General features: G+C 65.2%; 14 protein-coding genes. 8 read left to right on the forward strand and 6 right to left on the reverse strand.

What is annotated here, in order from left to right; translation table 11 throughout:
• Positions 1-24 precede the first annotated feature (24 nt).
• Together ACW177_RS08130 and bglX are read right to left on the reverse strand one after the other, a co-directional pair.
• Positions 25-1371 carry a PAS domain S-box protein gene (locus ACW177_RS08130; protein ID WP_492025228.1) on the reverse strand — a complete coding sequence of 449 codons (1347 nt, stop codon included), beginning with the start codon at positions 1369-1371 and terminating at the stop codon, positions 25-27.
• Between the two features lie 299 nt (positions 1372-1670).
• A complete protein-coding gene (bglX, locus tag ACW177_RS08135; protein ID WP_492025229.1) occupies positions 1671-4025 on the reverse strand; it encodes a beta-glucosidase BglX in 2355 nt (784 codons plus the stop codon).
• Positions 4026-4146: 121 nt separating this feature from the next.
• Here bglX and ACW177_RS08140 point away from each other — a divergent pair, with 121 nt between their 5' ends.
• Complete coding sequence (locus ACW177_RS08140) at positions 4147-5439, forward strand: MFS transporter (protein ID WP_492025230.1); 1293 nt, start codon at positions 4147-4149, stop codon at positions 5437-5439.
• Between the two features lie 28 nt (positions 5440-5467).
• Here ACW177_RS08140 and ACW177_RS08145 read toward each other — a convergent pair whose 3' ends face one another.
• Positions 5468-6754 (reverse strand): DUF5690 family protein, encoded by a 1287-nt coding sequence (locus ACW177_RS08145; RefSeq protein WP_492025231.1) that lies wholly within the window; start codon positions 6752-6754, stop codon positions 5468-5470.
• A 74-nt stretch (positions 6755-6828) separates the two neighbouring features.
• Here ACW177_RS08145 and ACW177_RS08150 point away from each other — a divergent pair, with 74 nt between their 5' ends.
• Positions 6829-7962 carry a TIGR03364 family FAD-dependent oxidoreductase gene (locus ACW177_RS08150; RefSeq protein ID WP_492025232.1) on the forward strand — a complete coding sequence of 378 codons (1134 nt, stop codon included), beginning with the start codon at positions 6829-6831 and terminating at the stop codon, positions 7960-7962.
• Positions 7959-8774 carry a phosphonoacetaldehyde hydrolase gene (gene phnX, locus ACW177_RS08155; protein ID WP_492025233.1) on the forward strand — a complete coding sequence of 272 codons (816 nt, stop codon included), beginning with the start codon at positions 7959-7961 and terminating at the stop codon, positions 8772-8774. Before ACW177_RS08150 ends, phnX begins: the two co-directional genes overlap by 4 nt.
• On the opposite strand, the gene ACW177_RS08160 is transcribed toward phnX, so the two are convergent.
• On the reverse strand, positions 8761-9480 hold the full coding sequence (locus ACW177_RS08160; protein WP_492025234.1) for a UTRA domain-containing protein: 720 nt from the start codon (positions 9478-9480) through the stop codon (positions 8761-8763). The two genes, phnX and ACW177_RS08160, sit on opposite strands and share 14 nt — an antisense overlap.
• Before the next feature lie 183 nt (positions 9481-9663).
• Between ACW177_RS08160 and ACW177_RS08165 the strand changes: the two genes are divergently transcribed.
• The 3 genes from ACW177_RS08165 (at position 9664) to ACW177_RS08175 (ending at position 15550) form a co-directional block, all read left to right on the forward strand.
• Complete coding sequence (locus ACW177_RS08165) at positions 9664-11802, forward strand: phosphocholine-specific phospholipase C (RefSeq protein WP_492025235.1); 2139 nt, start codon at positions 9664-9666, stop codon at positions 11800-11802.
• 53 nt (positions 11803-11855) lie between these two features.
• A complete protein-coding gene (locus ACW177_RS08170; protein WP_492025236.1) occupies positions 11856-12431 on the forward strand; it encodes an HD domain-containing protein in 576 nt (191 codons plus the stop codon).
• 254 nt (positions 12432-12685) lie between these two features.
• Entirely contained in the window at positions 12686-15550 is a 2865-nt protein-coding gene (locus tag ACW177_RS08175; protein WP_492025237.1) for a TonB-dependent receptor, read from the forward strand.
• 116 nt (positions 15551-15666) lie between these two features.
• Here the strand turns inward: ACW177_RS08175 and ACW177_RS08180 are convergent, their stop codons facing one another.
• Positions 15667-16428 carry a DeoR/GlpR family DNA-binding transcription regulator gene (locus tag ACW177_RS08180; protein ID WP_492025238.1) on the reverse strand — a complete coding sequence of 254 codons (762 nt, stop codon included), beginning with the start codon at positions 16426-16428 and terminating at the stop codon, positions 15667-15669.
• Between the two features lie 161 nt (positions 16429-16589).
• On the opposite strand from ACW177_RS08180, the gene ACW177_RS08185 reads away from it, so the two are divergent.
• Together ACW177_RS08185 and ACW177_RS08190 are read left to right on the forward strand one after the other, a co-directional pair.
• Positions 16590-19238 carry a TonB-dependent receptor gene (locus ACW177_RS08185; protein WP_492025239.1) on the forward strand — a complete coding sequence of 883 codons (2649 nt, stop codon included), beginning with the start codon at positions 16590-16592 and terminating at the stop codon, positions 19236-19238.
• 75 nt (positions 19239-19313) lie between these two features.
• Complete coding sequence (locus ACW177_RS08190) at positions 19314-21134, forward strand: phosphocholine-specific phospholipase C (RefSeq protein WP_492028099.1); 1821 nt, start codon at positions 19314-19316, stop codon at positions 21132-21134.
• A gap of 2 nt (positions 21135-21136) precedes the next feature.
• Here ACW177_RS08190 and ACW177_RS08195 read toward each other — a convergent pair whose 3' ends face one another.
• Entirely contained in the window at positions 21137-23215 is a 2079-nt protein-coding gene (locus ACW177_RS08195) for a TonB-dependent siderophore receptor (protein ID WP_492025240.1), read from the reverse strand.
• Positions 23216-23227: the final 12 nt, after the last annotated feature.

Below are 23227 nucleotides of genomic sequence, written 5' to 3' on the forward strand. Positions count from 1 at the left end.
TTGGCCGACGCCTTCAGTCGGCGGTCATAGCGATTCAAGAGGGAAGGTGATGTCCACGACCAGGCCGTCAGCCCGCCACGAGCGGGTCATCGCGCCGCCCAGCTGGCGGACCACATTCGCCTTGAGAGAGGATCCAAAGCCTTCTCGCGTCGGAGGGGCGACCGGCGGGCCGCCCGCTTCACGCCACTGAATTCTGACCTGACGTTCGTGCAGCGTCCAGGTCACCGAGACACGACCGCCGCCATTGCTGCAGGCTCCGTATTTGTTCGCATTGGTGGCCAGCTCGTGAAGCAGCATGCTCAGGGGCTGAACCTGCTCAGGCGACAGCCTGACCTCCGGGCCGTGCGTGTCCACGGTGTCCTTCGGGCAAAGCGCTTCCAGCTCTTCGTTGATTACATCCTCCAGCCGTCCACCTTCCCAACGGCGACTGGCCAGGGAGGTCTGCGCGCGGGCGAGGGCGCCGATCCGCCCGGCGAGGATTTCCTTATAGCTTTCGACATCTTCGGCGCGGGTCAGTCGGGTGAGAGACTGGACGATCGAAAGGACGTTGCGCGCCCTGTGATCGACTTCGTTCATCAGCAGCCGACGCGCCTCCTCGTTGCGCTTCTGCTCACTTATATTGCGCGCTTCGATGACGGTTCCGACGACCTTGGCGCCGTTGTCGTAAATCGGACTGGCGGTGAAGGCGACGGGATAGAAGGACCCGTCCTTGTGAACGAAGATCTCTTCGCCTTGCGTCCCGGCCTTCTCGGGAAAGGCGCGGTCGATGGCGCATTCCGCGAGGGGGAAGGGCGAGCCGTCGGGGTAGGTGTGGTGAATAACATCATGGAGCGGGCGCCCGGTCGTTTCGTGGAACGCATAGCCCGTCAGCTTTTCGGCCGCCGTGTTCATGAACACACAATGTTGCCGTTCGTCCATCAGGAAAACAGCCATGGTTGTATTGCTTAGAATGACATCCAAGCGGTTCGCTGTGCTTCTCAGTTCGGCTTCGACCCGACGATAATCTGTCGTGTCCTGAATGGCGGCATAGAAAACCGCGTCATCTCCATCGTCAAAGAGCTGAAGCTTGACGGATACGTCGTATTCAGTGCCGTTTTTTCTCTTGTGGGTTGTGTCGAAGTCGAGCCTGTCTATCTCGCCAGATTTGAGCGGTCTGACAAGCTTAAGGAAGTCGGCCTGACTGATGTTCGGTTTTAGGTCCCAGGGAGTCAGGCGAGAGAGTTCTTCTGCGGTGTAACCCAGATTGTCTCTCGCGCCCTTGTTTACAAGTCGAAAATAGAAATCGTTTTCACTGAATATATAAACTTCTCTTGCGGCTTCTTCGACAATGCGTCCAAGGCGCTCGCTGGTCACGCCGATGGATCTATTCATGTCGAGATTTCTTCTTTCGTTCAGGTGTAAGCGTAGATAACGACCGGACTCGTGGCAATGGGCTTGATATTCCTCCCAAAAGCAAAGCTTTCGACTGAAGCGGAGGCGACCAGAGAGTTGATCGCGGAGGCCGGGCGGGCGTACTGCCTTCGACTATGACACCAGCCTTGGCCGCCCGGGATTTTCCGGCTGTTCGGAAGGTCGGCTGGTGGTGCTTGTCGCGGCGCCCGAGTTTCCCCGCCTGTTCCGTGATCCTGTCGGCGGAGACCCAGCGCGCCTAGCCGCAGCGGGGTCGATTCTCAGCGGACCGGCTCCTCCGTCGATGGCGTTTGGATGGCCGCAGCGGGGATGTCGCTGCGGCCTTCGGATGTGATGGTGAACTCGCCTCTCGCGCGGATATCTGCGGAGGAAGCGCCGATCATTACCTGGATGGCGCCGGGCTGGATGCGCCAGCCGTCGGCGTCCCAGAAGGCGACCTGGGCGGGGGTCAGGGTGAAGCGGACGCGTTTGGCTTCGCCCGGCGCGAAGGCGACCCGGCGGAAGCCGCGCAGCTCCTGCACCGGTCGGGAAACGACGGCGACCGGGTCGCGGACATAGAGCTGGATCACTTCGTCGGCGGCGACGGACGCGGTGTTGCGCACGACGACGCTGACCTCGACCGCGCCGTCGGCGGAGATCTCGGTTTTGCTAAGTTGCAGGTCGCCGTATTCGAAACGGCCGTAGCTGAGGCCGTGGCCGAATGCGAACAGGGGGGTGATCGGCTGGTCGCGATATCGGGCGGTGTCGCGCGTCAGATCCTCGGCGGCCGGTCGGCCGGTCGGCAGGTGGGCGTAGGTGAGGGGCGCCGCGCCGCTGGCGCGAGGGAAGCTTATGGGCAGGCGACCTCCAGGCGAGACGCGGCCGGTCAGGACGTCGGCGATGGCCGGGCCGGATTCGACGCCCAGGAACCAGGTCTCAACGATGGCCGGGGCGCGGCGGGCCAGATCCGGGATGGCCAGCGGCCGACCGTTCATCAGAAGGACGACGACCGGTTTTCCGGTGTCGAGCACGGCGGCGGCCAGCGTGTTCTGCGCGGCGCTGAGTCCGATGTCGGTATAGCTGCGGGCCTCGCCGGATCGGTCGAAATGCTCGCCGACCACCAGCAGGACCAGGTCCGACGCCTTCGCCGCCTCGACCGCCTCGGCCAGGGCCTGGGCGTCGGAAATCTCGTGCACGGCCTGCGCTCCTTCGCCGGCGGCGGTGACGGCAATGGCCTGGGCGGCTTCTGAACGATAGCCCTGGGCGTAGGTGATGGTCGCCTGGGGCAGGGATTCGCGCAGGGCGGGGATCAGCGGACGGACATCCTCGACCTTGCCCTGGGCGCGCCAACTGCCGAGCGAGGAGTTGGCGTCCTCCGCCAGGGCGCCGATCACGGCGATGCGTCGGGCGGAGGCGGCAAGCGGCAGCAGGTCGCCGTCGTTCTTCAGCAGGACGATGGACCGGCGGGCCGCCTCCCGCGCCAGATCGCGATGCGCCGGCGTCAGCATGGCCTCGGCCTCGCGGGCCGGATCAGCGCGGCCATAGGGATCGTCGAACAGGCCCAGTCTTTCCTTGGCCGTCAGCACCGCCACGACGGCCTGGTCCAGCAGCGGAAGCAGGGTCGGATCGGCCTCGATCGCGCCCTTCAACTGGGCGGAATACAGGCCGCCCGCCATGTCCATGTCGATCCCGCCCCGCAGGGCCAGGGCGCCGGCCTCCTGCGGCGTGCCGGCGACGGCGTGGTTGAGCAGTTCGGGGATGGCGTTCCAGTCGCTGACGATCAGGCCGTCATAGTTCCACTGGTCCCGCAGCAGGCCGCGCACCAGGGCCGGATGGGCCGTCAGGGGCACGCCCGCGATGTCGTTGAAGGCGGTCATCATCGATCCCGCGCCAGCCTGGGCCGAAGCGTAGAAGGGCGGCAGATAGACCTCATGCAGGGTGCGGTCGGAGATGTCGGCGCTGTCGTAATCGCGACCGCCCGCCGCCGCGCCATAGCCGACGAAATGTTTGGCGGTGGCCAGGATCGAGGCCGGGTCGGCCAGGGACGCGCCCTGATAGCCCTGCACCTGGGCCGTCGCCAGGACCGAGCCGAGGTACGGGTCTTCGCCCGCCCCCTCGACCACCCGGCCCCAACGGGCGTCACGCGCGATATCGACCATGGGCGAGAAGGTCCAGTTCAGGCCGGCGGCCGTCGCCTCGACCGCCGCCACCTGGGCCGTCTGCTGAACCAGAGCCGGATCCCAGCTCGCCGATAGGGCCAGGGGCACGGGGAACAGGGTCTTGTAGCCGTGCACCACATCCATGCCGAACAGAAGCGGCACGCCCAGCCGGGACTCCTCGACCGCGATGCGTTGCAGTTCACGGATCTGGGCCGCGCCGGCGACGTGCAGGAAGGAGCCGATCTCGCCCCGCCGCACCCGTTCCAAGGCCGCAGCGTCCAGCCGCGAGTTCAGGGCGCGCTGGCGCCCGCCGGGCACCTGGTTCAGCTGGCCGATCTTTTCGTCCAGGGTCATGCGGCCCAGCAACTCGCGGACGCGTGGGGATGGGGCGTCGATCATCTGGGCGCCGGCGCCCGTCGAGAGAGACATCCAGACCAGACCGGCGGTCAGGGCGATGCAGAGCCGTTTCAGAACCATGGTGAAATCTCTGATAGCGTTCTCAACAAGTGTCGATTACCCCTAGGCCATGGTTTGATCGTCGCAAAGCCCGCACCGCAAGGCGCCGAGAAAGCGGGAGGCGACGACGGGGGATAGATCGATGACGCAGCCCATTGGCCAATCGACGTTGCGACGGATCACGGCGCGACTGATGCCGCTGTTCTGTCTGATGTATCTGATCGCCTATATCGACCGGCAGAACGTCTCCTACGCCAAGCTCCAGATGGCCGACGCCCTGGGGATGAGCGAGGCGGTTTATGGTCTGGGCGCCGGCCTGTTCTTCATCGGCTATTTCCTGTTCGAAGCGCCGGCCAATCTGGTGCTGGCCAAGGTGGGCGCGCGGGTCTGGTTCACCCGCATAATGGCCACCTGGGGCCTGATCACCGTCGCCCTGGGTTTCACCAGCAGTCCGGCGATGTTCTACGTGCTGCGTTTCCTGCTGGGCGCGGCCGAGGCCGGGTTCTTCCCAGGCGTCCTCTATGTGCTGACCCTGTGGTACCCCCAGGCCCACCGCGGGCGGATGATCGGCGCCTTTATGATCGCCAGCGCCGTCGCCAACGCGGTCGGCGCCCTGATCGGCGGCGCTTTGCTGGACATGGACGGGCTGTTCGGCCTGGCGGGCTGGCAATGGGTCTTCATCGCCACCGGGATCCCGGCCGTGCTGCTGGCCCCCTATGTGCTCTGGCGTCTGCCGAACGGACCGGGGTCGGCGCCCTGGCTGGCGGCCGAGCAGAAGGCCTGGATCGAACGCACGCTACAGGATGAGGCGGACGCCACGCCTGACACCGGCCACGCCGCAGCCTGGCGCGCCATGCTGGATCGCCGGGTGCTGCTGCTGGCCCTGATGTACGTCGGCTTCCCGCTGGCCGCCTATGGGCTCAGCTATTGGCTGCCGACGGTGGTGAAGGGGTTCGGGGTCTCGAACACCGTCAACGGCATGTTGAACGTCATTCCCTGGATCCTGGTCGGCCTGGCCCTGTGGTGGCTGCCGCGTCACGCCGCCCGCGTGGGCCACAGCGCCTGGCATATCGCGGGGCCCGCCTTGCTGGGCGCCGCCTGTCTGGTGCTCAGCGTCGTGGTTCCAGGGGCTGTGGCCAAGTTCGCCCTGCTGTGCATCGCCGCCCCCGCCATCTTCGCCGCCCAGCCCGTGTTCTGGAGCCTGCCGCCGACCTTCCTGCGGGGCGCGGGCGCAGCCGCCGGCATCGCCGCGATCAACTCCATCGGCAACCTCGGCGGTTTCGTCGCCCAGACCGTCGTGCCCGCAATCAAACAGGCCACCGGCAGCGACATCCTGCCGATGCTGTTCCCGGCCTTGTGCCTGACCATCGCGGCCGGCTTGGTCTTCATCGTCCTGCCCCAGCTATCCCGCAAAACGACGTCCGCCGAGGGCTGAGCCATCGCGTTTCAGAAGGGATGGTCTCTTAAGAAGCGGAGCTTCCGGCTCCACGGTCTCGCAGGAACAGGACTGTTGCGCCTCCGACCAATAGCAGGCCCGCCAAGCTGGTGGCGTATGCGGCAGTCACGAAGAAGGGCAGCCAAGGCAGGTCTACAGGGCCGAAATTCTTGAAAAGCAGCAGCGCGACACTGCCCATATAGCCGGTGGCGTCCGCCATATAGATCAGGAAGCCGGCGGTCGCGACGGTGCCGGAATAGGCGATCATCCGGTCGAACAGCATGGCGTTGAACGGCGTATAGGCGAGATAGAGACCTGCGCCGCCGGCGATCATCCAACTGATCGGCGACAGCAGTCCCTGCTGGAAGGCCAGAGTGGAGGCGCCCAGCAGGGTGAAACCGGCCAAGATCACCCCGTGCATGAGCAGTAGGGCGCGGCCGTTGTTCTTGACCGTGATCATCACCCCCATCGCCACCAGCGACAGGGCCGCCACCGGTCCCTCGCTGGCGGTGAAGACCGAGGCCGCGTCGCCGTAACCCAAGGCCTGCCAGATTTCAGCGGCGAAATTGTCGCGCAGATCGCGGAAGGCCGTCAGCATTACATAGGCGGCGACCAGAAGTAGCAGCACCGGCCAATGGGCCGCGAAAAAGGCGGCGCGTTCCCTGGCCATCATCGGCCGGCGCGCGCCCCGCTCCGCTTCGTCCGCCGGACTGGGCGGGGGCAGGGCGGCGAGGGCCAGGACCGAGACGGCAAGCAGGGGCATGAAGACGGCGCCGACGGCGGCAGGCATCCAGAAGGCGCTGACCTGCCAATCGACCATCAAGGCCTTTCCGACCGACTTCACGACCCCGGATGAAAGGATGAAACTGGCGCACAGGATCGCGCCCAGAACCTCGCTGGTGCGTCGTCCCTCCATGAAGCCGAACACCAGGCCCCAGATCAGACCCAGCGGCAGGCCGTTCAGAAACAGGGCCGCGACGTTCCAGGGCGCGGGAACGAGGGCGAACAGAACCAGGGCGAGCCAGGACATGCCGATCAAGACCATGATGGCGACGGCCCGGCGCTCGGCCGGCATCTCGGCGATGACCTTGACGCCGATCAGTTTGGACAGGGCGTAGCCGGCGACCTGGGCGATGACCAAGGCGATCTTGTAGTCCAGGGCGAAGTCCCAGCCCGCCACCACATCGAAGGTCGCCGCCGTAAAGGGTTTGCGGAAGGCGTACATCGAAAAATAGGCGCAGAAGCCCGCCATGCCTGCGAATAGGACAAAGACGACAGGGTTGGCCTTGGCCAGCCAGAGTCTCATCCGGTTCATCATCTGACATCATCCCGTTGCACAGGCGTGGTCTAGACCACTGCTGCGACGCTTGAATGACGGGGAATAGCGGGATGAAGGGACGTTACGAGGTTGCTGTGGTCGGGGCGGGAATCGTCGGCCTGGCTTGCGCCCTGGCGGCGGCCCGGCGGGGTCTTTCGGTCGTGGTGATCGACCGCGACGCCCAGGCGAACGGCGCCTCGATCCGCAATTTCGGGTTCGTCACCGTCACAGGTCAGCCGCGCGGCCGGGTGTGGAACCGCGCTCATCGCAGCCGTGTCGTCTGGGACGAGGTGGCGGGCGAGGCGGATGTGCCGATCTTGCAGCGCGGCCTGTGGCTGCCCGTGCGTCGACCGGAGGCCGTCGCCGTGCTGGAGGCCTTTATGGCCACCGAAATGGGCGAAGGGTGTCGGCTGATGACGGCGGAGGAGGCGCGTGCGCAGGCGCCCCAGATCATCGGACCCCAAACGGTCGCGGCCCTTTGGAGCCCGCACGAGCTGCGCGTGGATTCGCGGCTCGCCGTTCCGCGTCTGGCCGCATGGCTGGCGGGTCGGTTTGGGGTCGATTTCCTGCGTCAGACCGCTGTTCAGGCCGTCGAACCGCCGCATGTGGTCACCAGTCGGGGCGTGATCGAGGCCGAGCGGACCGTCGTCTGTCCCGGCGACGATCTGGTCAGCCTGTTTCCCGGCGCGCTCGCCGAGGCCGGTCTGGCGCGGTGCAAACTGCAGATGATGCGGCTGGCCTCGCCCGGCTTCGACCTGCCTGCGCCCCTCATGTCGGACCTGGGGCTGGTGCGCTACGGCGGTTACGCCGACCTGCCGGAGGCGACCGCTCTACGCGCGCGGCTGGAGGCCGAACAGGGCCAGGCCCTGGCCGACGGGGTTCATCTGATCGCGGTCCAGGACGCCGACGGCGCCCTGGTCGTGGGCGACAGCCATCACGACGCCGACACCCCTGATCCGTTCGCCAGCGAGGCGGTCGATCAACTGATCCTCGACGAATGGCGCGCCGCCACCGGTCAGCCCGCGCCGGCGGTTCTCCAGCGCTGGACCGGAACCTACGCCCGCGGGGCCAAGGCCGATCTGATCGCGGCGCCTGACCCCAGTATCCGTTTGGCCCTCATCACCGCCGGCAACGGCGCCTCCACCGCCTTCGCCTTTGGTGAAGAGGTGATTGCAGACCTGTTTCAGGAGACTTTTGAACCATGACCTCCATCCGCGACAGCTTCGACATGGTCGTTTTCGACTGGGCCGGCACCATGGTCGATTTCGGCAGCCGGGCGCCCGTGCTGGCGCTGATGGAGGCCTTCGCCGCCCTCGGCGTTCCCGTCACGGAGGAAGAGGCGCGGCGCGACATGGGCCGGGCCAAGGCCGACCACGTCCGCGCCCTGTTCGAACAGCCGCGGGTCAGCCAGGCCTGGCAGGCGGCTCACGGCGCGGCTCCCGACCGACAGGCCGTCGATCAGGTGATGGCTGAACTTCAGGCGCCGATGATCCGTCTCGCCGAGGAGACGGCGGATCTGATTCCCGGCGCCGCCGACGCCGTGGCGCATCTGCGTGGTCTGGAACTGAAGGTCGCCTCCTGCACCGGCTACACTCGCGAGATGATGCAGGCGATCCTGCCGCGCGCGGCTGATCAGGGTTACGCACCCGACCTGGTGGTCTGCGCCCATGAGACGCCGCAGGGGCGGCCTTCGCCATTGATGATCTATAAGGCCTGCGCCGACCTGGGCGTCTGGCCGCTGTCGCGTGTCGTCAAGGTGGATGATGCGGCGGTGGGGATCGCCGAAGGGCGTAACGCCGGCTGTTTCACCGTCGGGGTGGCGGCGTCCGGCAATATGGTCGGCCTGACCGCCCAGGCCCTGGCTGCGCTGGAGGCCCCGGAGCGGGCGATCCTGCTGGGCGTCGCCGCCGATAGCCTGCGCGCCGCCGGCGCCGACCTGGTCATCGACACCGTCGCCGACCTGATCCCCGCCCTGGAGGCCGAGGCGGCGCGTAGATCAGCCTCTACCGCACCCTGATATCGACGCTGATCTTCAGGGCGTCATGGCGCCAGTATTCGCGATCGAACTCGACCACCCGGCCCTGGGCGTCATAGCTGGTGCGGACCACATTCAGTCCGGGTAGTCCCGACTTGACCTGAAGCGCCTCGGCCTCGCCCCGCGTCAGGGCGCAGGGCTGCATGTCCACCCGGTTGCGGGCCACGGCGATATTGTAGGTGGACTTCAGGACGCTGGTCAGAGAGCCGTCCAGCGGATGGCTGAGCAGGTCGGGGGCCATGGCGGCGTCGACGATGATGGTCTCGACCAGCACGGCGCGGCCGTCGACCGAACGCCGTCGGCGAATGCGATACATCGGCGCGCCGACCGGGCGGCCGAAGATGGGGGCCAGGACCGGGGTGCAGGCGATTTCGGTCTTGCTCAGGGTCTCCGTCTCCGGGTGTCGGCCCTGCGCTTCGACATAGGACATGAAACCTTCCCAGCGGGTCGGATCATAGACGACCGGTGGCGGAGAGACGTACCAGCCGCTGCGGTCCTTGCGATAGATGATCCCTTCGGCCTCCAACTGGAACAGAGCCTCGCGGATCGTGCCGCGCGCTACGCCGCCGCCGACCTGCAACTGACGTTCGGACGGCAGGCGTTCGCCGAGCTTCAACTCTCCCCCCGCGATCCGCGCGGCGATGGCGTCGCGCACTCCAAGGTAATGGAGACTGTCCGGCTGCGTCATGGAATCGCTCGATCGACGGTCGATTCCCGCCTGATCGGAAAATGAGAAGTCAGGCCCCAAGGGTCAAGCGAACCGAATCAGAACCCTGACGGTTCAGCCATTCGCCGCTCAAGGTTCACGAAAATTTCGCCGAAGTCGCCCTCCAACTGGTCTATACCAAAATTGAAGAGGGGGATTTGATCCATGTCAAATGATCGGCGGTCTTTCCTGCGGGGCGCGCTGGGCGGCGTAGCGGCCGGCGCAGCGTTGAATTTTCTGCCGGCGACGGTGCGCAAGGCGATGGCCATTCCGGCCAACAACGCCACCGGCACCATCATGGACGTCGAGCACGTGGTCATCTTCATGCAAGAGAACCGCGCCTTCGATCACTATCTCGGGGCTCTGAACGGGGTCCGCGGCTTCGGCGATCCGCGACCGCAGAGATTGCCGGGCGGCGCCAGTGTCTGGCGTCAACCCAGCGACCAGCACCCCGACGGCTTCGTCATCCCCTTCCATGGGGATTCACGCACCACCAACGCCTATACGGTCGATGGATCGGACCAGGGGCACAAGGCCGCCATCACCATCGTCAACGGCGGCCGGTACGACCAGTGGGGCCATTCAGGCGAGCTGCATAAGCGGATGGCCTATTACAAGGCCTCGGACCTGCCGTTCTACTACGCTCTGGCCAGCGCCTTCACCGTCTGTGACGCCTACCACTGCTCGACCCAGACCCAGACTTATCCGAACCGGCTCCACCTCTGGACCGGCTGCAACGGCGGCGGCAAGGTCGGCGGCGATCCGGAGATGAGCAACTACGGCGAGGACGAGACCCCCAGCGCCGACATGGCCGAGGACAGGCCGATGGCCCGCGGTTCGCACGAATGGACCACCTACGCCGAACGGCTCCAGGCGGCGGGCGTCAGTTGGAAGGTCTATCAGGAGTACGACAATTTCGGCGACAACATCCTGTCGGTGTTCAAGCCGTTCCGGCCGTGTCCCAAGGATTCGCCCCTGTATCAGCGCGGCCGCGCCTGGGTGTCGGAAGACAAGACCGGCCCGGACCGCACCCGTTCCGACGGCGAGCAACTGGTGGAGGCCTTCCGCGCCGACATCGCCGGCGGGCGGTTGCCCCAGGTGTCGTGGATCGTCACGGCGGCGGATCTGTCCGAACATCCCCGGGCCGAGCCGTCGAAGGGCGAACACGTCTGCGCCAAGCTGATCGAGGCCCTGGTCGATCATCCGGAGGTCTTTTCCAAGACGGTCTTCATCGTCAACTATGACGAGGCTGGCGGATTCTACGACCATGTTCAGCCGCCCATGCCGCCCCTGACGCTCGACCAGGGCTACAGCACGGTCTCCGTCGCCGGCGAAGCCAAGATCTATGGCCCTGACGCCGACCCGTCTCATCGCGGCGCTCATCCGCTGGGACTGGGCATCCGGGTGCCCGCCATCGTGGTGTCACCCTGGAGCCGCGGCGGCTTCGTCTGTTCGGAAGTGTTCGACCACACCTCAACGCTCCAGTTCCTGGAGAAGCGGTTCGGGGTGAGGGAAGAGAACATCAGCGACTGGCGCCGGACGGTCTGCGGCGACCTGACCTCCGCCTTCGACTTTGCGCGTCCGAACCAGGACTGGGCGGCCCTGTCTCTACCGGCCACGGCCGACTACATGCAGCGCGTGGCCCAGTCCAAGGCCGCGCCCAGCCTGCGCATTCCCGAGCGCCAGACGCCGGCCGTGCAGGACGGACCCCAGCGGGGCGCGCGCCCCTTGCCCTATGAGCTGGCCGCCGAGGTTCGGGTCGTCGATGGGGCGGTCTTGATCGATCTGGTCAACACCGGCCGAACCGGCGCGGTCTTCCAGGTGTTCGACGGCGCCGACCGCGCCGGGCCCTGGCGCTTCACCCTGGGCGCAGGGGAAACCTATACGGCAGGACATTGGAACGACGGCCGGCCGGGCGTCTATGATCTGACGGTTCACGGTCCGAACGGCTTCTATCGTCGGTTCGCCGGCGACGCTGGTCGGCCTCAGCCCCAGGTGACCATCTCCACCGATCCCAGGGGATTCCTGACAGTCGGCGTGATCGGGGCGGCCGATGCGGCGCCCCTCGCGACCTTAGAAATGGACGCGGCCTATCCCCTGTCCGAAGGCGAGGCGCGTCGCCCGCTGGCGCTCAAGCCGGGCGTTGCGGTTCGTACGGCCTGGGATCTGCGCGGCAGCGATCATTGGTACGATCTGACCGTGACACTGGCCGATGATCCGACCTTCATCCAACGCCTGGCCGGTCATGTGGAGACCGGTCGTTCAAGCCGTACCGACCCGGCCATCGGGCGCATGCGTCTATGACGCACGCCCTGGCCGCCAGCTCGATTTCGACCCAGTTTCAAGACGGACTTTCAATGACTTCTCCTGTGGACGCCGACGCCTTCTTCTCCGAACTGTTGGAGCTGTTCACCCGGTTGGGCGGGCTGCATTACGGCGAGGACGTCAGCCAGATGGAGCATGCCGTACAGACCGCGCACCATGCGCGCGTCGACGGGGCGCCGCCGGCCCTGGTCGCGGCGGCCCTGCTGCACGATGTCGGCCATATGATGCAGAAGGCCGGCGAGGACGCCGCCGATCGCGGCATCGACACCCGCCACGAACATATCAGCGCCGGCTATCTGTCGCGCGCCTTCGGGCCCGAGGTGACCGAGCCGGTGCGGCTTCACGTTGCGGCCAAACGGTGTCTGGCGACGACTGCGCCGGGCTATGTCGATCGTCTCAGCGCCGCCTCGCTTCAGAGCCTGGCCCTGCAGGGTGGGCCGATGAGCCCGGCCGAGGTGGAAGAATTCATGGTCTTGCCGGCGGCCGAAGCCGCCCTTCGGCTGCGGCGCTACGACGAACTGGGCAAGGCCCAGGGCGTCGAGGTCGCCGACTTCGAGGCCTATCGCGAGCTTCTCTGCGACCTGATCACCCGCAGGGCGGAAACCTAGTTTTCATTTCAACGAATGGGGGGTTGTTGAATGAGTAAGTGGTTCAATCGTCGCCGGTCCGGATAGGCGGACCAGCAAGAATATGACCGACGTCGCCTGACGCGACGTCGTTACAGCCGAACATAATCGGCCGAGGGATCCAACAAGGTGATCGACACGACAGGGCGCGCACGCGCGCCGCTGGTCGCTGGCGGCTGCCTGACGCTGACCCTGATCGGCCGACCCGAAACACATCAGTATCAATGGAGACAGTCATGTCACGTCATGTCATCGCCCGCGCGCGGGCCGTTCATAATCAAGTCTTCGCCGGCGCCAATCTGCGCGCGGTGCTTCTGGCGGGCTCCGCCGTTCTTGCGGCCTCGTCCGCCCACGCCCAGACAGTCCAGGCCCCGGCTGCGCCCGAGCTGGACGAGGTCGTCGTCACCGGTCAGCGCCTCAGCACCGCCAACGCCATCGAGGCGCAGCGCAAGTCGGGCGTGGTCTCCAGCGTGATCTCGTCCGACGACCTCGGCAAACTGCCCGACGCCAACGTCGCCGACGCCCTGGCCCGCGCGCCCGGCATCAACGTCGTCGTCAACCAGGAGACCGGCGAGGGCGAATATGTCTCGGTCCGGGGTCTGGCCGGCACCTTCAACGCCTATTCGATCAACGGCGTCCGCGTCGCCCTGACCGATCCCGACAGCCGCAAGATGTCGATGACGGTCCTGCCGCCCAATGGTCTGAAGAGCATCACCGTCTCCAAGACCCTTACGCCGGACATGGACGGGGACGCCATCGGCGGTTCGGTCAACTTCGAGACCCCGACGGCCTTCGACTTCACCAAGCCGGTGGCGCGCGCCTTCCTCAGCTACGGGATCAATGACCGTGCGCAGGAACAGGGGGAAGAAGACGGTTCGGGCCAGATCCAAATGGACTTCGCCAGCCGCCTGTCTTCCGACAGCCGCTTCGGCGCCTTCGTCTCGTTCAACTATGGCAAGAGCAACAGCCTGAACGAAGAAACCGAAAACGACGGCGAGTGGGAGCCTTATCACTGGCGTAAAAACAGCACGGAGGAGATCGACGACCGTTCGATGTACCTGCCCGGCATCGACCTCGACTACCGCCGCATCGAGCAAGAGCGGTTCGGGGGCAACTTCTCGCTCGACTATCGCGGCGACACGAACGACTTCTATCTGCGCGGTCAGTACAGCCGTCTGGAACGGACCGGCACCAACGACTACACCGACTTCCGCAGCCGCAAGACCAAGCGGCTGCAGCAGGTCAATGTGGAAGACACGAGCCTGATCCAGCCCGACAACGCTGTGGTCGGCTACGGCGCCAAGGGGCGCGTCTACAGCTACACCACCGCCCAGATCAAAGACTTCGACGCCGATGGCCTGATCACCGACGCCGACCGCAAGAGCAGCTCGTCCTATTGGTCGTTGTACGGGCGGTCCGGCGTGTGGAAGCCCGAGACCTTCCAGTTCGCCCGCACCTTCCAGACCCTGGACCAGACCTCGACCCTGGGCACCATCAACCTCGGCGGCCAAAGCCGTCTGAACCGCCTGACCCTGGACTATGACCTCAGCTACAGTGCGGGCGAGAAGGGCGGACCCGACAGCTTCTCGATCAGCTACAACTGCGACGCCTGTTCGGCTCCGTTCAACCAGACCGGCCTGCTGTGGTCGTCCTACGATCCGCGCTTCCCGATGCCGCAACTGCCGGCCTTCGCCGAGAATGCGCAGAGCGATCCCAATCTGCTGCCCTATGACGGCGGTGGTCGTAGCCGCGACAAACAGACCGACGCGCGCACGGCCTTCCGCTTCGATGCGGTTTACGACATGGAGGGCGTCGTCCGTCATCTGAAGGCGGGGGTGAAGATCCTGCGGTCCGAGCGCGAATACGACGCCACCCCGATCTGGGGCGGATCCTTCGCCAACACGCCCCTGGCAGGCAAGAGCCTGGGTCAATCAGGCCTGATCGACCGCGAGGTCTCCAGCGTTCTGAACGGCCGCTATTACTACGGGGCCATCCTCAACCGCGACAAGGTGACGGCCGCCATCGAAGCCGCCCAGAAGGCAAATCCGGTCAACTATTCCTACGCCGATCTGAACTCGAGCGATAAGCGCGGCGAAGAGACCATCTACGCCGGTTACGGCCTGGCGAGCTTCCAGTTCGACGCCCTGGACGTGGTCGCCGGGGTGCGGGTCGAGCACACCGAAGTCAGCAACACCAACTGGATCGAAGACGGCAACCAAACCGGCTTCGGCGACACCGACAGCCAGTACACCAATGTCCTGCCCAGCGTGACGGCGATCTATCGTCCTTCGGACAACTTCGTCTATCGCGGCGCGATCTGGACCAGCTTCTCGCGGCCGGAGTTCAGCAATATCTCGCGCGGAGTCAGCGTCGGCCGGGCAGAACGGAGGCCGGGCGAGGCCCTGGGTGAAATCACCTCGATCAGCCGGGGCAATCCGGACCTTAAGCCCGCCGAGGCCCTGAACCTCGATTTCTCGGCGGAATATTATCCCGACCGCTCCAGCCTGGTGTCGATCGGCGTCTTCCACAAGAAGATCGACCACTTCATCTTCACCAACAACAGCGCGGTCGATGCGGACACCAAGGAAGGCACGATCACCATCAGCCAACCCAAGAACGGTGAGACGGCCAAGATCACGGGCGTCGAACTGAACCTGATCAAGTCCTTCGAGGGCATGGGCGCGCCCTTCGACGGCTTCGGGGTCGAGGCCAATCTGACCAGTCAGGTCAGCGAGGCCGAGACCGGTATCGACTACCGCAAGGGCCGGTCGATCTCGTTCATCCAGGCGCCGGACCTGATCTACAACGCCTCGCTGACCTATCAGAAGTACGGCTTCGAAGCCCGCCTGTCCTATCAGTATCAGGGCGCCTATATCGAAGACCTGCGCGACAACGCCGTCGATAAATGGGTCCAGCCGAACAAGAGCCTGGACTTCCACTCGCGCTACAACTTCCGCCCGGGTCTGACGATGGACTTCGACGTCCAGAACATCCTGGACGGCCATCGCTACTACACGACCAAGGGCGAGAGCCCCTCGTACCAGAAGGACTATATGGAGCCCGGTCGGAACTTCCTCGTCCGCCTGGCCTATTCCTACTGATCCGAAGACGACGCCGGCCCGCCCCCGATCCTGTGATCGGGGGCGGGCTAAGCGGCTGCCGGCGCGCCCAGATCCTTATCCGGCGATTGCGCTGTAGCCTGGCCCGGCGCGCGGGTTCAGCCCGCGATCAAGACGTCTGTAAGGCTTTCCCGCGCGGCGGTTTCGATATCGGACGGGGCAGGGGAGTCGGTCACGATCAGATCGACCTGCGACCAGTCCGCTGCAACGATCCGGCCGGACGCTCCGAACTTCGAGGCATCGGCGAGGCAGATCGTCTTGCGGGCGTTCGGCAGAACCGCTCGCGCAAATTCAGCCTCTTCCGGCTCGTGGTCCAGAAAGCCCCGCGTGGCGTCTATGGCGACGATGGAGAAGACGGCGAGGTCGGGCACGAACCGGTTGGCGTATGCCGCCGCCTCAGGGCCAAAGGCCGCACGATAGGTCGTGTTGACGGCGCCGCCCGCCAGAAACAGACGCGCATCCGACGTCGCTGACACCTCGCACGCGGTTTCAAGACTATTTGTGACGACGGTCAGGTTGCGCACCGATGCGATCTCGCGCGCCATCCAGAAAGCCGTCGTGCTTGAATCCAGCAACACGGTCATGCCGGGCTCGACGAGGTCCGCCGCGCGAGCAGCAATGCGCTTTTTGATCTCCGCATTGACGTTGAGCCTCTGACGCCAGGGCGCTTCGGCGCGCCGGTCGCGCAGGCGGACGCCGCCGTGCACCTTTCGCACCGCCCCATCCTGTTCCAGGCGCCGAATGTCGCGACGCACGGTTTCTTCCGAGACGGAGAAGGTCGTGGCGAGGTCCGTGATCGTGCAAGATCCCTGATCCGACAGGGCCGAAAGAATGGCGTCTAGCCTAGCCGTTTGATTCAACGCGTCCCCCTAGCTGTCCTTGCCTGTGGTATGTGACATTCATTCTCACATAAATCCACACGAAAACACAAAATACCACAATAGTTCACATCCATGTCACAGGGGCCGCCTAGATCGCTCCCCAAGACGGCTTGGCGCCGTCCAATTCAGGGGATGTCATTATGGTTCTATCAAACACGCGCTTCGGTGCGCGCGCCCTGTTGTGCGGGGTCGCGCTCGCGGCAGTCCTGCCCGCCTCAGCCTGGGCGCAAACCGAGCCGGGTCAGACGCAGGTCGAACCCGTTGGTCTCGCCGAAATCATCGTCACGGGCGCGCGCAACGCCACCCGTCGCGCCGAGGCGGAGCAACGCCAGGCGGACATCGTGTCGGAGGTGATTTCGGCCGATGAACTGTTGACCATTCCCTCCACCAGCGTGGCGGCGGCGCTGAAGCGGCTGCCGGGCGTCAGCACCGTCAACGACCGGGGCACGGGCGACGCGCGTTTCGTGACCATTCGCGGCCTGGACGGCGCCTTGAACGTCTACACCATGAACGGGGTGCGTCTGGCGACCTCCGGTCGCGACAACCGCGCCGTCGCTTTGGATCTGTTGCCGCCGGACGGCCTGGACAATGTTCGGGTCGTAAAGAGCGTGACGCCGGACCTGGACGGCGACGCCGTCGGCGGCACCATCGACTTCCGTCTGCCCAGCCCCTTCGACTTCAACGAGCAATTGGCCACGCTGTCGGTCCGCGCCAGTCGTGAAAACATCGCCGACAAGACGGCGATCGACCTGACCGGGGCCTTCTCGACCTATTTGAACCCGGAAAAGACCCTGGGTCTTTACGGCGTGATCTTCCACACTGAGCGGACCATCACCGGCGAGCGCAACGAGAACATCAGCTACAACACCAGCTGGCGTCCGGCCGGTGAACTGCCTGAAAGCAACGTCGTCCTGCCTGAAAGCACCGAGCTGCGCCTGGTTTCTCACGGCCTGGACCGGTTCGTGAACGACATTGATCGCACCGGCGGCAACTTCACTCTGGAATACCGCCCCTCGGCAGACGATGATCTGCATCTGCGCGGCCTCTATTCACAGTGGAAGAATGACCAGCTGCACGACTATGTCGACGTCAAGACCAAGCTGAACTCTGCTGGAGAGATAGAAGGCTTCTCGTCCCTGATGGGGGCCGAGGTGAAGCAGGAAGACAACCGGCTGGCCATGATCGATTTCGGCGGCCGCCACGTCCGCAGCGCTTTCGAACTCGATTACGACATCGCCTATACCTACGGCCGTACTGAGACGCCCAACCAGTGGTATACGGAATACGTCACGGACGACAGTCTGCCGATCTTCAATACCCCGATCAGCTTTGATACGTCGGACAGCAAGCATCCGACCTGGGTTATGAGCGAAGCCCAATCTTCGGCCATGCTGAACCCGGCGAACCTGAAGTTCGATTATGCCGAACTGTACCGTCGTATTTCTGAAGACTCCCAGGCCTTCGCCTCGACCAATCTGACCTGGTCGCCCGAGGGCGAGGGTCTGATCAAGACGGTCAAGGGCGGGTTCCGCTTCCGTCGGTCTCAGCGGGACTATGACCAGCAGCAGGACGTCGATAGCGGCACGCACGACATTCCCGGCCTGGCCAGCGGCTCGTCCCTATCTAGCAACAGCGACCTGATCGCGGGCTCGATCGACCATTTCGACGACGATCATTATCGGGATCGGACCCGTTTCGGCACGATCCTGGAGATGAACCGGGTGCTGGCCCTGTTGCAGGCCGCGCCGCGCGTCACCGACGAGGAGTATCCCTGGAACCTGAACGACGCCACCGGCCACGAGACCAGCTATAGCGGTTACGCCATGGCGGTGGTGGAGCGGGGCGCCTGGTCGGCCACTGCCGGCGCTCGGGTCGAGCGGACGGATGTTCACAACGAGGCGCTGGTGACGACCGAGGACGCGGTCACAGGCGCCGTCAAGCGTGAGTTCGGCGGCGCGACCGGCACCACCGAGGCCAGCTACACCGAGTTCCTGCCCAGCCTGCATGTCGATTGGCGCCCCAATGATGCGTGGACCGTTCGCGCCGCCGTCTGGACCTCGTTCGCCCGACCGAACTTCACCGACATCTCCAAGGGGATCAATGTCGAATCCAACGGGACGCGGATCGTCTCGATCTCACAGGGCAATCCCGACCTGAAGCCGGCCGAAGCCCTGAACTTCGATCTGGGTGTTCAATATTCCGGCGACCAGGGCTTCTTCTCGGCGGGCCTGTTCCGCAAGGAGATCGACAACTTCATCTATCAGTCGGCCGGATCTCAGGTCATCGTGGGCGAAGACGGCGTGCCGATCACCACTTCTGCCAACGGCAAGGACGCCAGCATCTGGGGTGTCGAACTGGCCGGCCGCCGCGATCTGATCGCCGGCTTCTCGGCCTGGGCCAACTACACCTACCAGCCGAGCAAGGCCGATCCGGGCATCGCCTGGCGCGACAGCGTCGAAGTCGGCCTGCCCAATGCGCCCGAAGTGCTGGGCAATATCGGCATCGGTTACAAGCGCGACCGGTTCGACGCCGACCTGGGCTACAGCTACCGGGGTCGTTATATCGCGACCCTGCGCGCCAATGCCCTGGACGAATATATTCAGCCCCAGGCGACGCTCGATTTCGGCGCACGCCTGCAACTGACCGACCAACTGGTGCTCAGCCTCTATGGCGAGAACCTGACGGGCGAGGCCGGCTACTGGGCCACGCGCGGCAAGTCGGAACGCTACACCATCGGCTACCAGACCGCGCCGCGGATGCTGGGTCTGGGCCTGACCTGGCGTCGCTGAGGCGGCTCGCCTCATCGTCCTAAGCCTGTCGCCCGCGCCGGTCATAAGATCGGCGCGGGCCCCCGTTTTGGAAACATCATGTCTGTTGATCGGCGATCTCTTCTGACGGGCGGTTTGGGCGCGGCCCTGGCGGCCGGCCTTCCGGCGTCTCTGGCGCGGGCCCTTTCCATTTCGGCCGATGTCCGCAAGGGCACGATCGAGGATGTGGAGCATGTGGTGATCCTGATGCAGGAGAACCGCAGTTTCGATCACTACTTCGGAGCGATGGCGGGGGTGCGGGGATTCGGCGATCCCCATCCCATTCCGGTGGCGCACGGCTCTGACGGCGCCCCGCGTGACGTCTGGGCCCAGGCCGACCGCACGGCTCAGCCGCCTGCCTTCGTCAGTCCCTTTCACCTGTCCACCGCCTCAAACTTCGACCTGATGCGGATGCAGGGCACGCCGCACCATTGGCCCGACGCTCAGGCCGCTTGGGACCAGGGACGGATGGCCAATTGGCCCGAGGCCAAAACCCAGCGCGCCATGGGCTATTACACGCGCCAGGACATACCCTTCCAATACGCGATGGCCGAGGCCTTCACCCTCTGCGACGCCTATCACTGCTCGGTCCAGACCGGCACCAACACCAACCGTCTGTTCCTGTTCAGCGGAACCAATGACCCCCAGGGTCTGGCCGGCGGTCCGGTGATCGACAATGTCGATGACGACCTGAACAAGCCCGACGACGATCAGCCGCGCTACAACTGGACCACCTACGCCGAGCGGCTTCAGGCGGCGGGAATCGACTGGCGCCACTACCAGGACCTCGCCGACAATTTCGGCGACAATCCCGTCCAGAACTTCATGGCCTACCGGCGGGCCTGGCGCGACGAGCCCGGCTCGGATCCGGCGCTGAAGGAGCGCGCCCTGACCACGCGGGACCTGGACCAGCTGAAGGCCGATGTGCTGAGCGGTCGCCTGCCTCAGGTGTCATGGATCATCGGGACGGCCGAGGGGTCCGAGCATCCCGGCCCGTCCAGCCCCGCCCAGGGCGCGGACTATATCGCGCGGGTCATCGACGCCCTGACCGCCGATCCCGCGGTTTGGGCGCGGACGGTGCTGTTCATCAATTTCGACGAGAATGACGGCTTCTTCGATCATGTGCCGCCGCCCGCGCCGCCTTCGCCTGATCCGGAGGCGCCAGGGGGCTTCGCCGGCGCCTCAACGGTCTCGACGGCCGGCGAGTACCATCGCCTTCCCGCGCTGGGCGCCGACGGCGACACGGCGGAGTTCCGGGGGCGGCCTTATGGTCTGGGGCCGCGCGTGCCCCTGTATGTCCTGTCACCGTGGTCGCGCGGCGGCTGGGTCCATTCGGAAGTGGCGGACCACACCTCTGTCATCCGTTTTCTGGAGCGCCGCTTCGGCGTGATGGAGCCCAACATATCGCCATGGCGACGCGCGGTGTGCAGCGACCTGACCACCGCCTTCGATTTCGCGACGCCCAACGACACCGATTTCACCCGGCTGTTGCCGGACACGACGGACGCCCGAACGCGGGCCGCAGCCATCCCGCACCAGCCCACGCCCGTCCTCCCTGCCGATCACAGCCGGCCGCGTCAGGAACCAGGCGAAAGGCCGACCCGTCCGACCCGATATCGGCTGCAAACGACCTGCGACCTGAATGCAGACAAGAGCGAGGCCACGCTGACATTCTCCGTCCAGGGCGAGCTTGCGGCCGTGTTCCATGTCTATGATCGGCTTCACCTGGACCGAATTCCTCGCCGCTACACCGTCGGGCCAGGCGAAAGCCTGAAGGGCGTATGGCCCCTGGCGCGGGACCAGGGACAATATGATCTCTGGGTGCTGGGCCCTTCAGGCCTGATCGACCATTTCACACGTGGATACGGCGATGCTTGACCTCAGAAGCGATAATCCAGGGTGACCATCACGCTACGGGGCGGGGCGTAGAAGGCCTGGGTCCACATCAGACTGCCGTAATAGGCTTCGTCGAACAGGTTCTTGGCGTTGACCGTCGCGCGGACATGGTCGGTCAGATCGACAGCGGCGAGCAGATCGACCACGGCATAGGCGTCCTGGGTGACCGTCGTGCCCAGGTCGGTCGTGGAGATCTCGCTCTGCCACCGAACGGAGCCGCCCAGGGTCAGGTTGTTGTACTGGGGCAGGGTGTAGGTAGTGTTCAGCTTCAGCGACTGGCGCGGAATATAAAGACGGGTGTCTGCGCCTGCTCCATCCTCGATGGACAGGTCGGTGAAACCGCCGCCCACGGTCCACTGCGGCGTGATCCGGCCGGCCACCTCGAACTCATAGCCCTGAGCGACGGTGTCGACGCCGACGTAGTAGCTGTCGAAGGTGCCCTCAATGTAGCCCTTGTATTCCGCCAGCCCGTCCTGCTCCGACTTGAAGATGGACGCCGTGGCGTACAGACGGCCATCGAGCCATTCGCTCTTAACCCCGGCCTCGTAGCTGCGGCCTTCGGCGGCGTCTAGCCGGTTACGATTGATGTCGCTTTCGGACTGGGGCGTGAACAGGTCCGAATAGCTGGCGTAGAGCGAGATATTGGCGTTCAGGTCATAGACCACGCCGACATAGGGGCTGACCTTGTTCTCATCTCGCGCCTGAGACACGCCGTAGGAATAGCCGGTGGTCTTCACCTCGATGGCGTTGAAGCCGAGCACGGCGGTCAGGCTGTCGGTCAGGTTCAGATGGACGGCGCCATAGGCGCGGGTCAGCCGGTCTTCCACGTCTTCGGCCAGATAACCCTCCGGATAGGTCGGTTCCGTCGGCGCGACGACGTGGCTGCCCTGATAGGCTGGATAGTCGAAATAGTCGGCGAAGGCCTCCCACTTCTTGCTGTCGTTCGTCGAGGTATTGAAGCCCAGCACCACCTGGTGGCGCCGTCCAAACAGACCGAAATCGCCGTTGGCGATCACGTCGAACATGTTCTGCTCGAGCTCTGACGGATACTTGCCGCTCATGCCGCCGACGCCCAGACCCGTCACCGGATCGGGGTTGCCGTAGGCGTACAGCAGTTTGGCGTCTTCCTCGGATTCGCGATGAGTGTAGACGCCCTTGATCGTCCAGCCGTTGTCGAACGCATAGGACAGTTCACCGAAACCGATGTCGTGGTGGGTGTCCCAGTAGGTCCAGGGCGCGCCCGTGGTTTCCGACGAATCATAATTGATCTGCGTCCCGTCCGAATAGACCAGCGGCAGGGCGCCCCAGTTCACGCCGGTCGCCAGATTGTCCTGACGCGAGAAGCCCGCCGTGGCGTTCAGCTTGGGCGTCACGTCCCAGGTGAGGATGCCGTAGTAGAGGTTCCGGTTGACCCCATAGTAGTTGAGGTACGAGTCGCTGTCGGTGTTGGCGTAGACCACGCGGCCGCGCACCGTCCCGGAGTCATTGAGCGGGCCGGAGACGTCGGCCGTCAGGCGCGTCTCGTCCCAGGTGCCGTATCCGGCGGAGGCGGAGGCCTGGAAGTCTTCGGTCGGACGCTTGCGGATATAGTTGATCGTGGCCGAGGGATTGCCGGTGCCGGTCATCAGTCCGTTGGCGCCGCGCACGGCCTCGACCCGTTCATATTGAGCGACGTCCAGCGCGCCGGCCTGCAGGCCCCAGTCCAGCGGCTGGCCTACGCCGTCCACCTGGAAGTTCACGATGTCGAAGCCGCGGGAGGTGTAATAGGTTCGGTCCGTCTCGACCGCCTCGACGTTGACGCCGGGCAAGGTCGCCAGAAGCTGGTTCACGTCGGTCAAGTTGAACTGTTTGATCTGGGCTGCGCCGATAACGGTCACCGACTGCGGCGTTTCCCGCAGCGACAGATCCAGGCCTGTCGCGCCGGCCGACTCGCGGATCACACGCTTGCCCATGACGACGATTTCGCCGACCTCGTCCGTCGTCGCCGTTTGAGCCAGGGCGGGACCGGCGGCCAGGCCGAGAAGCGAAATCGAAGCCGAAGCGAGCAGGACGGAGCGAAGCATGGGGGCGGCCTC

Source organism: Brevundimonas sp. AVps23W, assembly GCF_058681395.1.

Excerpts from the sequence above, each read along its gene's own strand:
- ACW177_RS08130 (WP_492025228.1), bottom strand. The coding sequence starts at position 1,371 with ATGAATAGATCCATCGGCGTGACCAGCGAGCGCCTTGGACGCATTGTC.
- bglX (WP_492025229.1), bottom strand. The coding sequence starts at position 4,025 with ATGGTTCTGAAACGGCTCTGCATCGCCCTGACCGCCGGTCTGGTCTGG.
- ACW177_RS08140 (WP_492025230.1), top strand. The coding sequence starts at position 4,147 with ATGACGCAGCCCATTGGCCAATCGACGTTGCGACGGATCACGGCGCGA.
- ACW177_RS08145 (WP_492025231.1), bottom strand. The coding sequence starts at position 6,754 with ATGAACCGGATGAGACTCTGGCTGGCCAAGGCCAACCCTGTCGTCTTT.
- ACW177_RS08150 (WP_492025232.1), top strand. The coding sequence starts at position 6,829 with ATGAAGGGACGTTACGAGGTTGCTGTGGTCGGGGCGGGAATCGTCGGC.
- phnX (WP_492025233.1), top strand. The coding sequence starts at position 7,959 with ATGACCTCCATCCGCGACAGCTTCGACATGGTCGTTTTCGACTGGGCC.
- ACW177_RS08160 (WP_492025234.1), bottom strand. The coding sequence starts at position 9,480 with ATGACGCAGCCGGACAGTCTCCATTACCTTGGAGTGCGCGACGCCATC.
- ACW177_RS08165 (WP_492025235.1), top strand. The coding sequence starts at position 9,664 with ATGTCAAATGATCGGCGGTCTTTCCTGCGGGGCGCGCTGGGCGGCGTA.
- ACW177_RS08170 (WP_492025236.1), top strand. The coding sequence starts at position 11,856 with ATGACTTCTCCTGTGGACGCCGACGCCTTCTTCTCCGAACTGTTGGAG.
- ACW177_RS08175 (WP_492025237.1), top strand. The coding sequence starts at position 12,686 with ATGTCACGTCATGTCATCGCCCGCGCGCGGGCCGTTCATAATCAAGTC.
- ACW177_RS08185 (WP_492025239.1), top strand. The coding sequence starts at position 16,590 with ATGGTTCTATCAAACACGCGCTTCGGTGCGCGCGCCCTGTTGTGCGGG.
- ACW177_RS08195 (WP_492025240.1), bottom strand. The coding sequence starts at position 23,215 with ATGCTTCGCTCCGTCCTGCTCGCTTCGGCTTCGATTTCGCTTCTCGGC.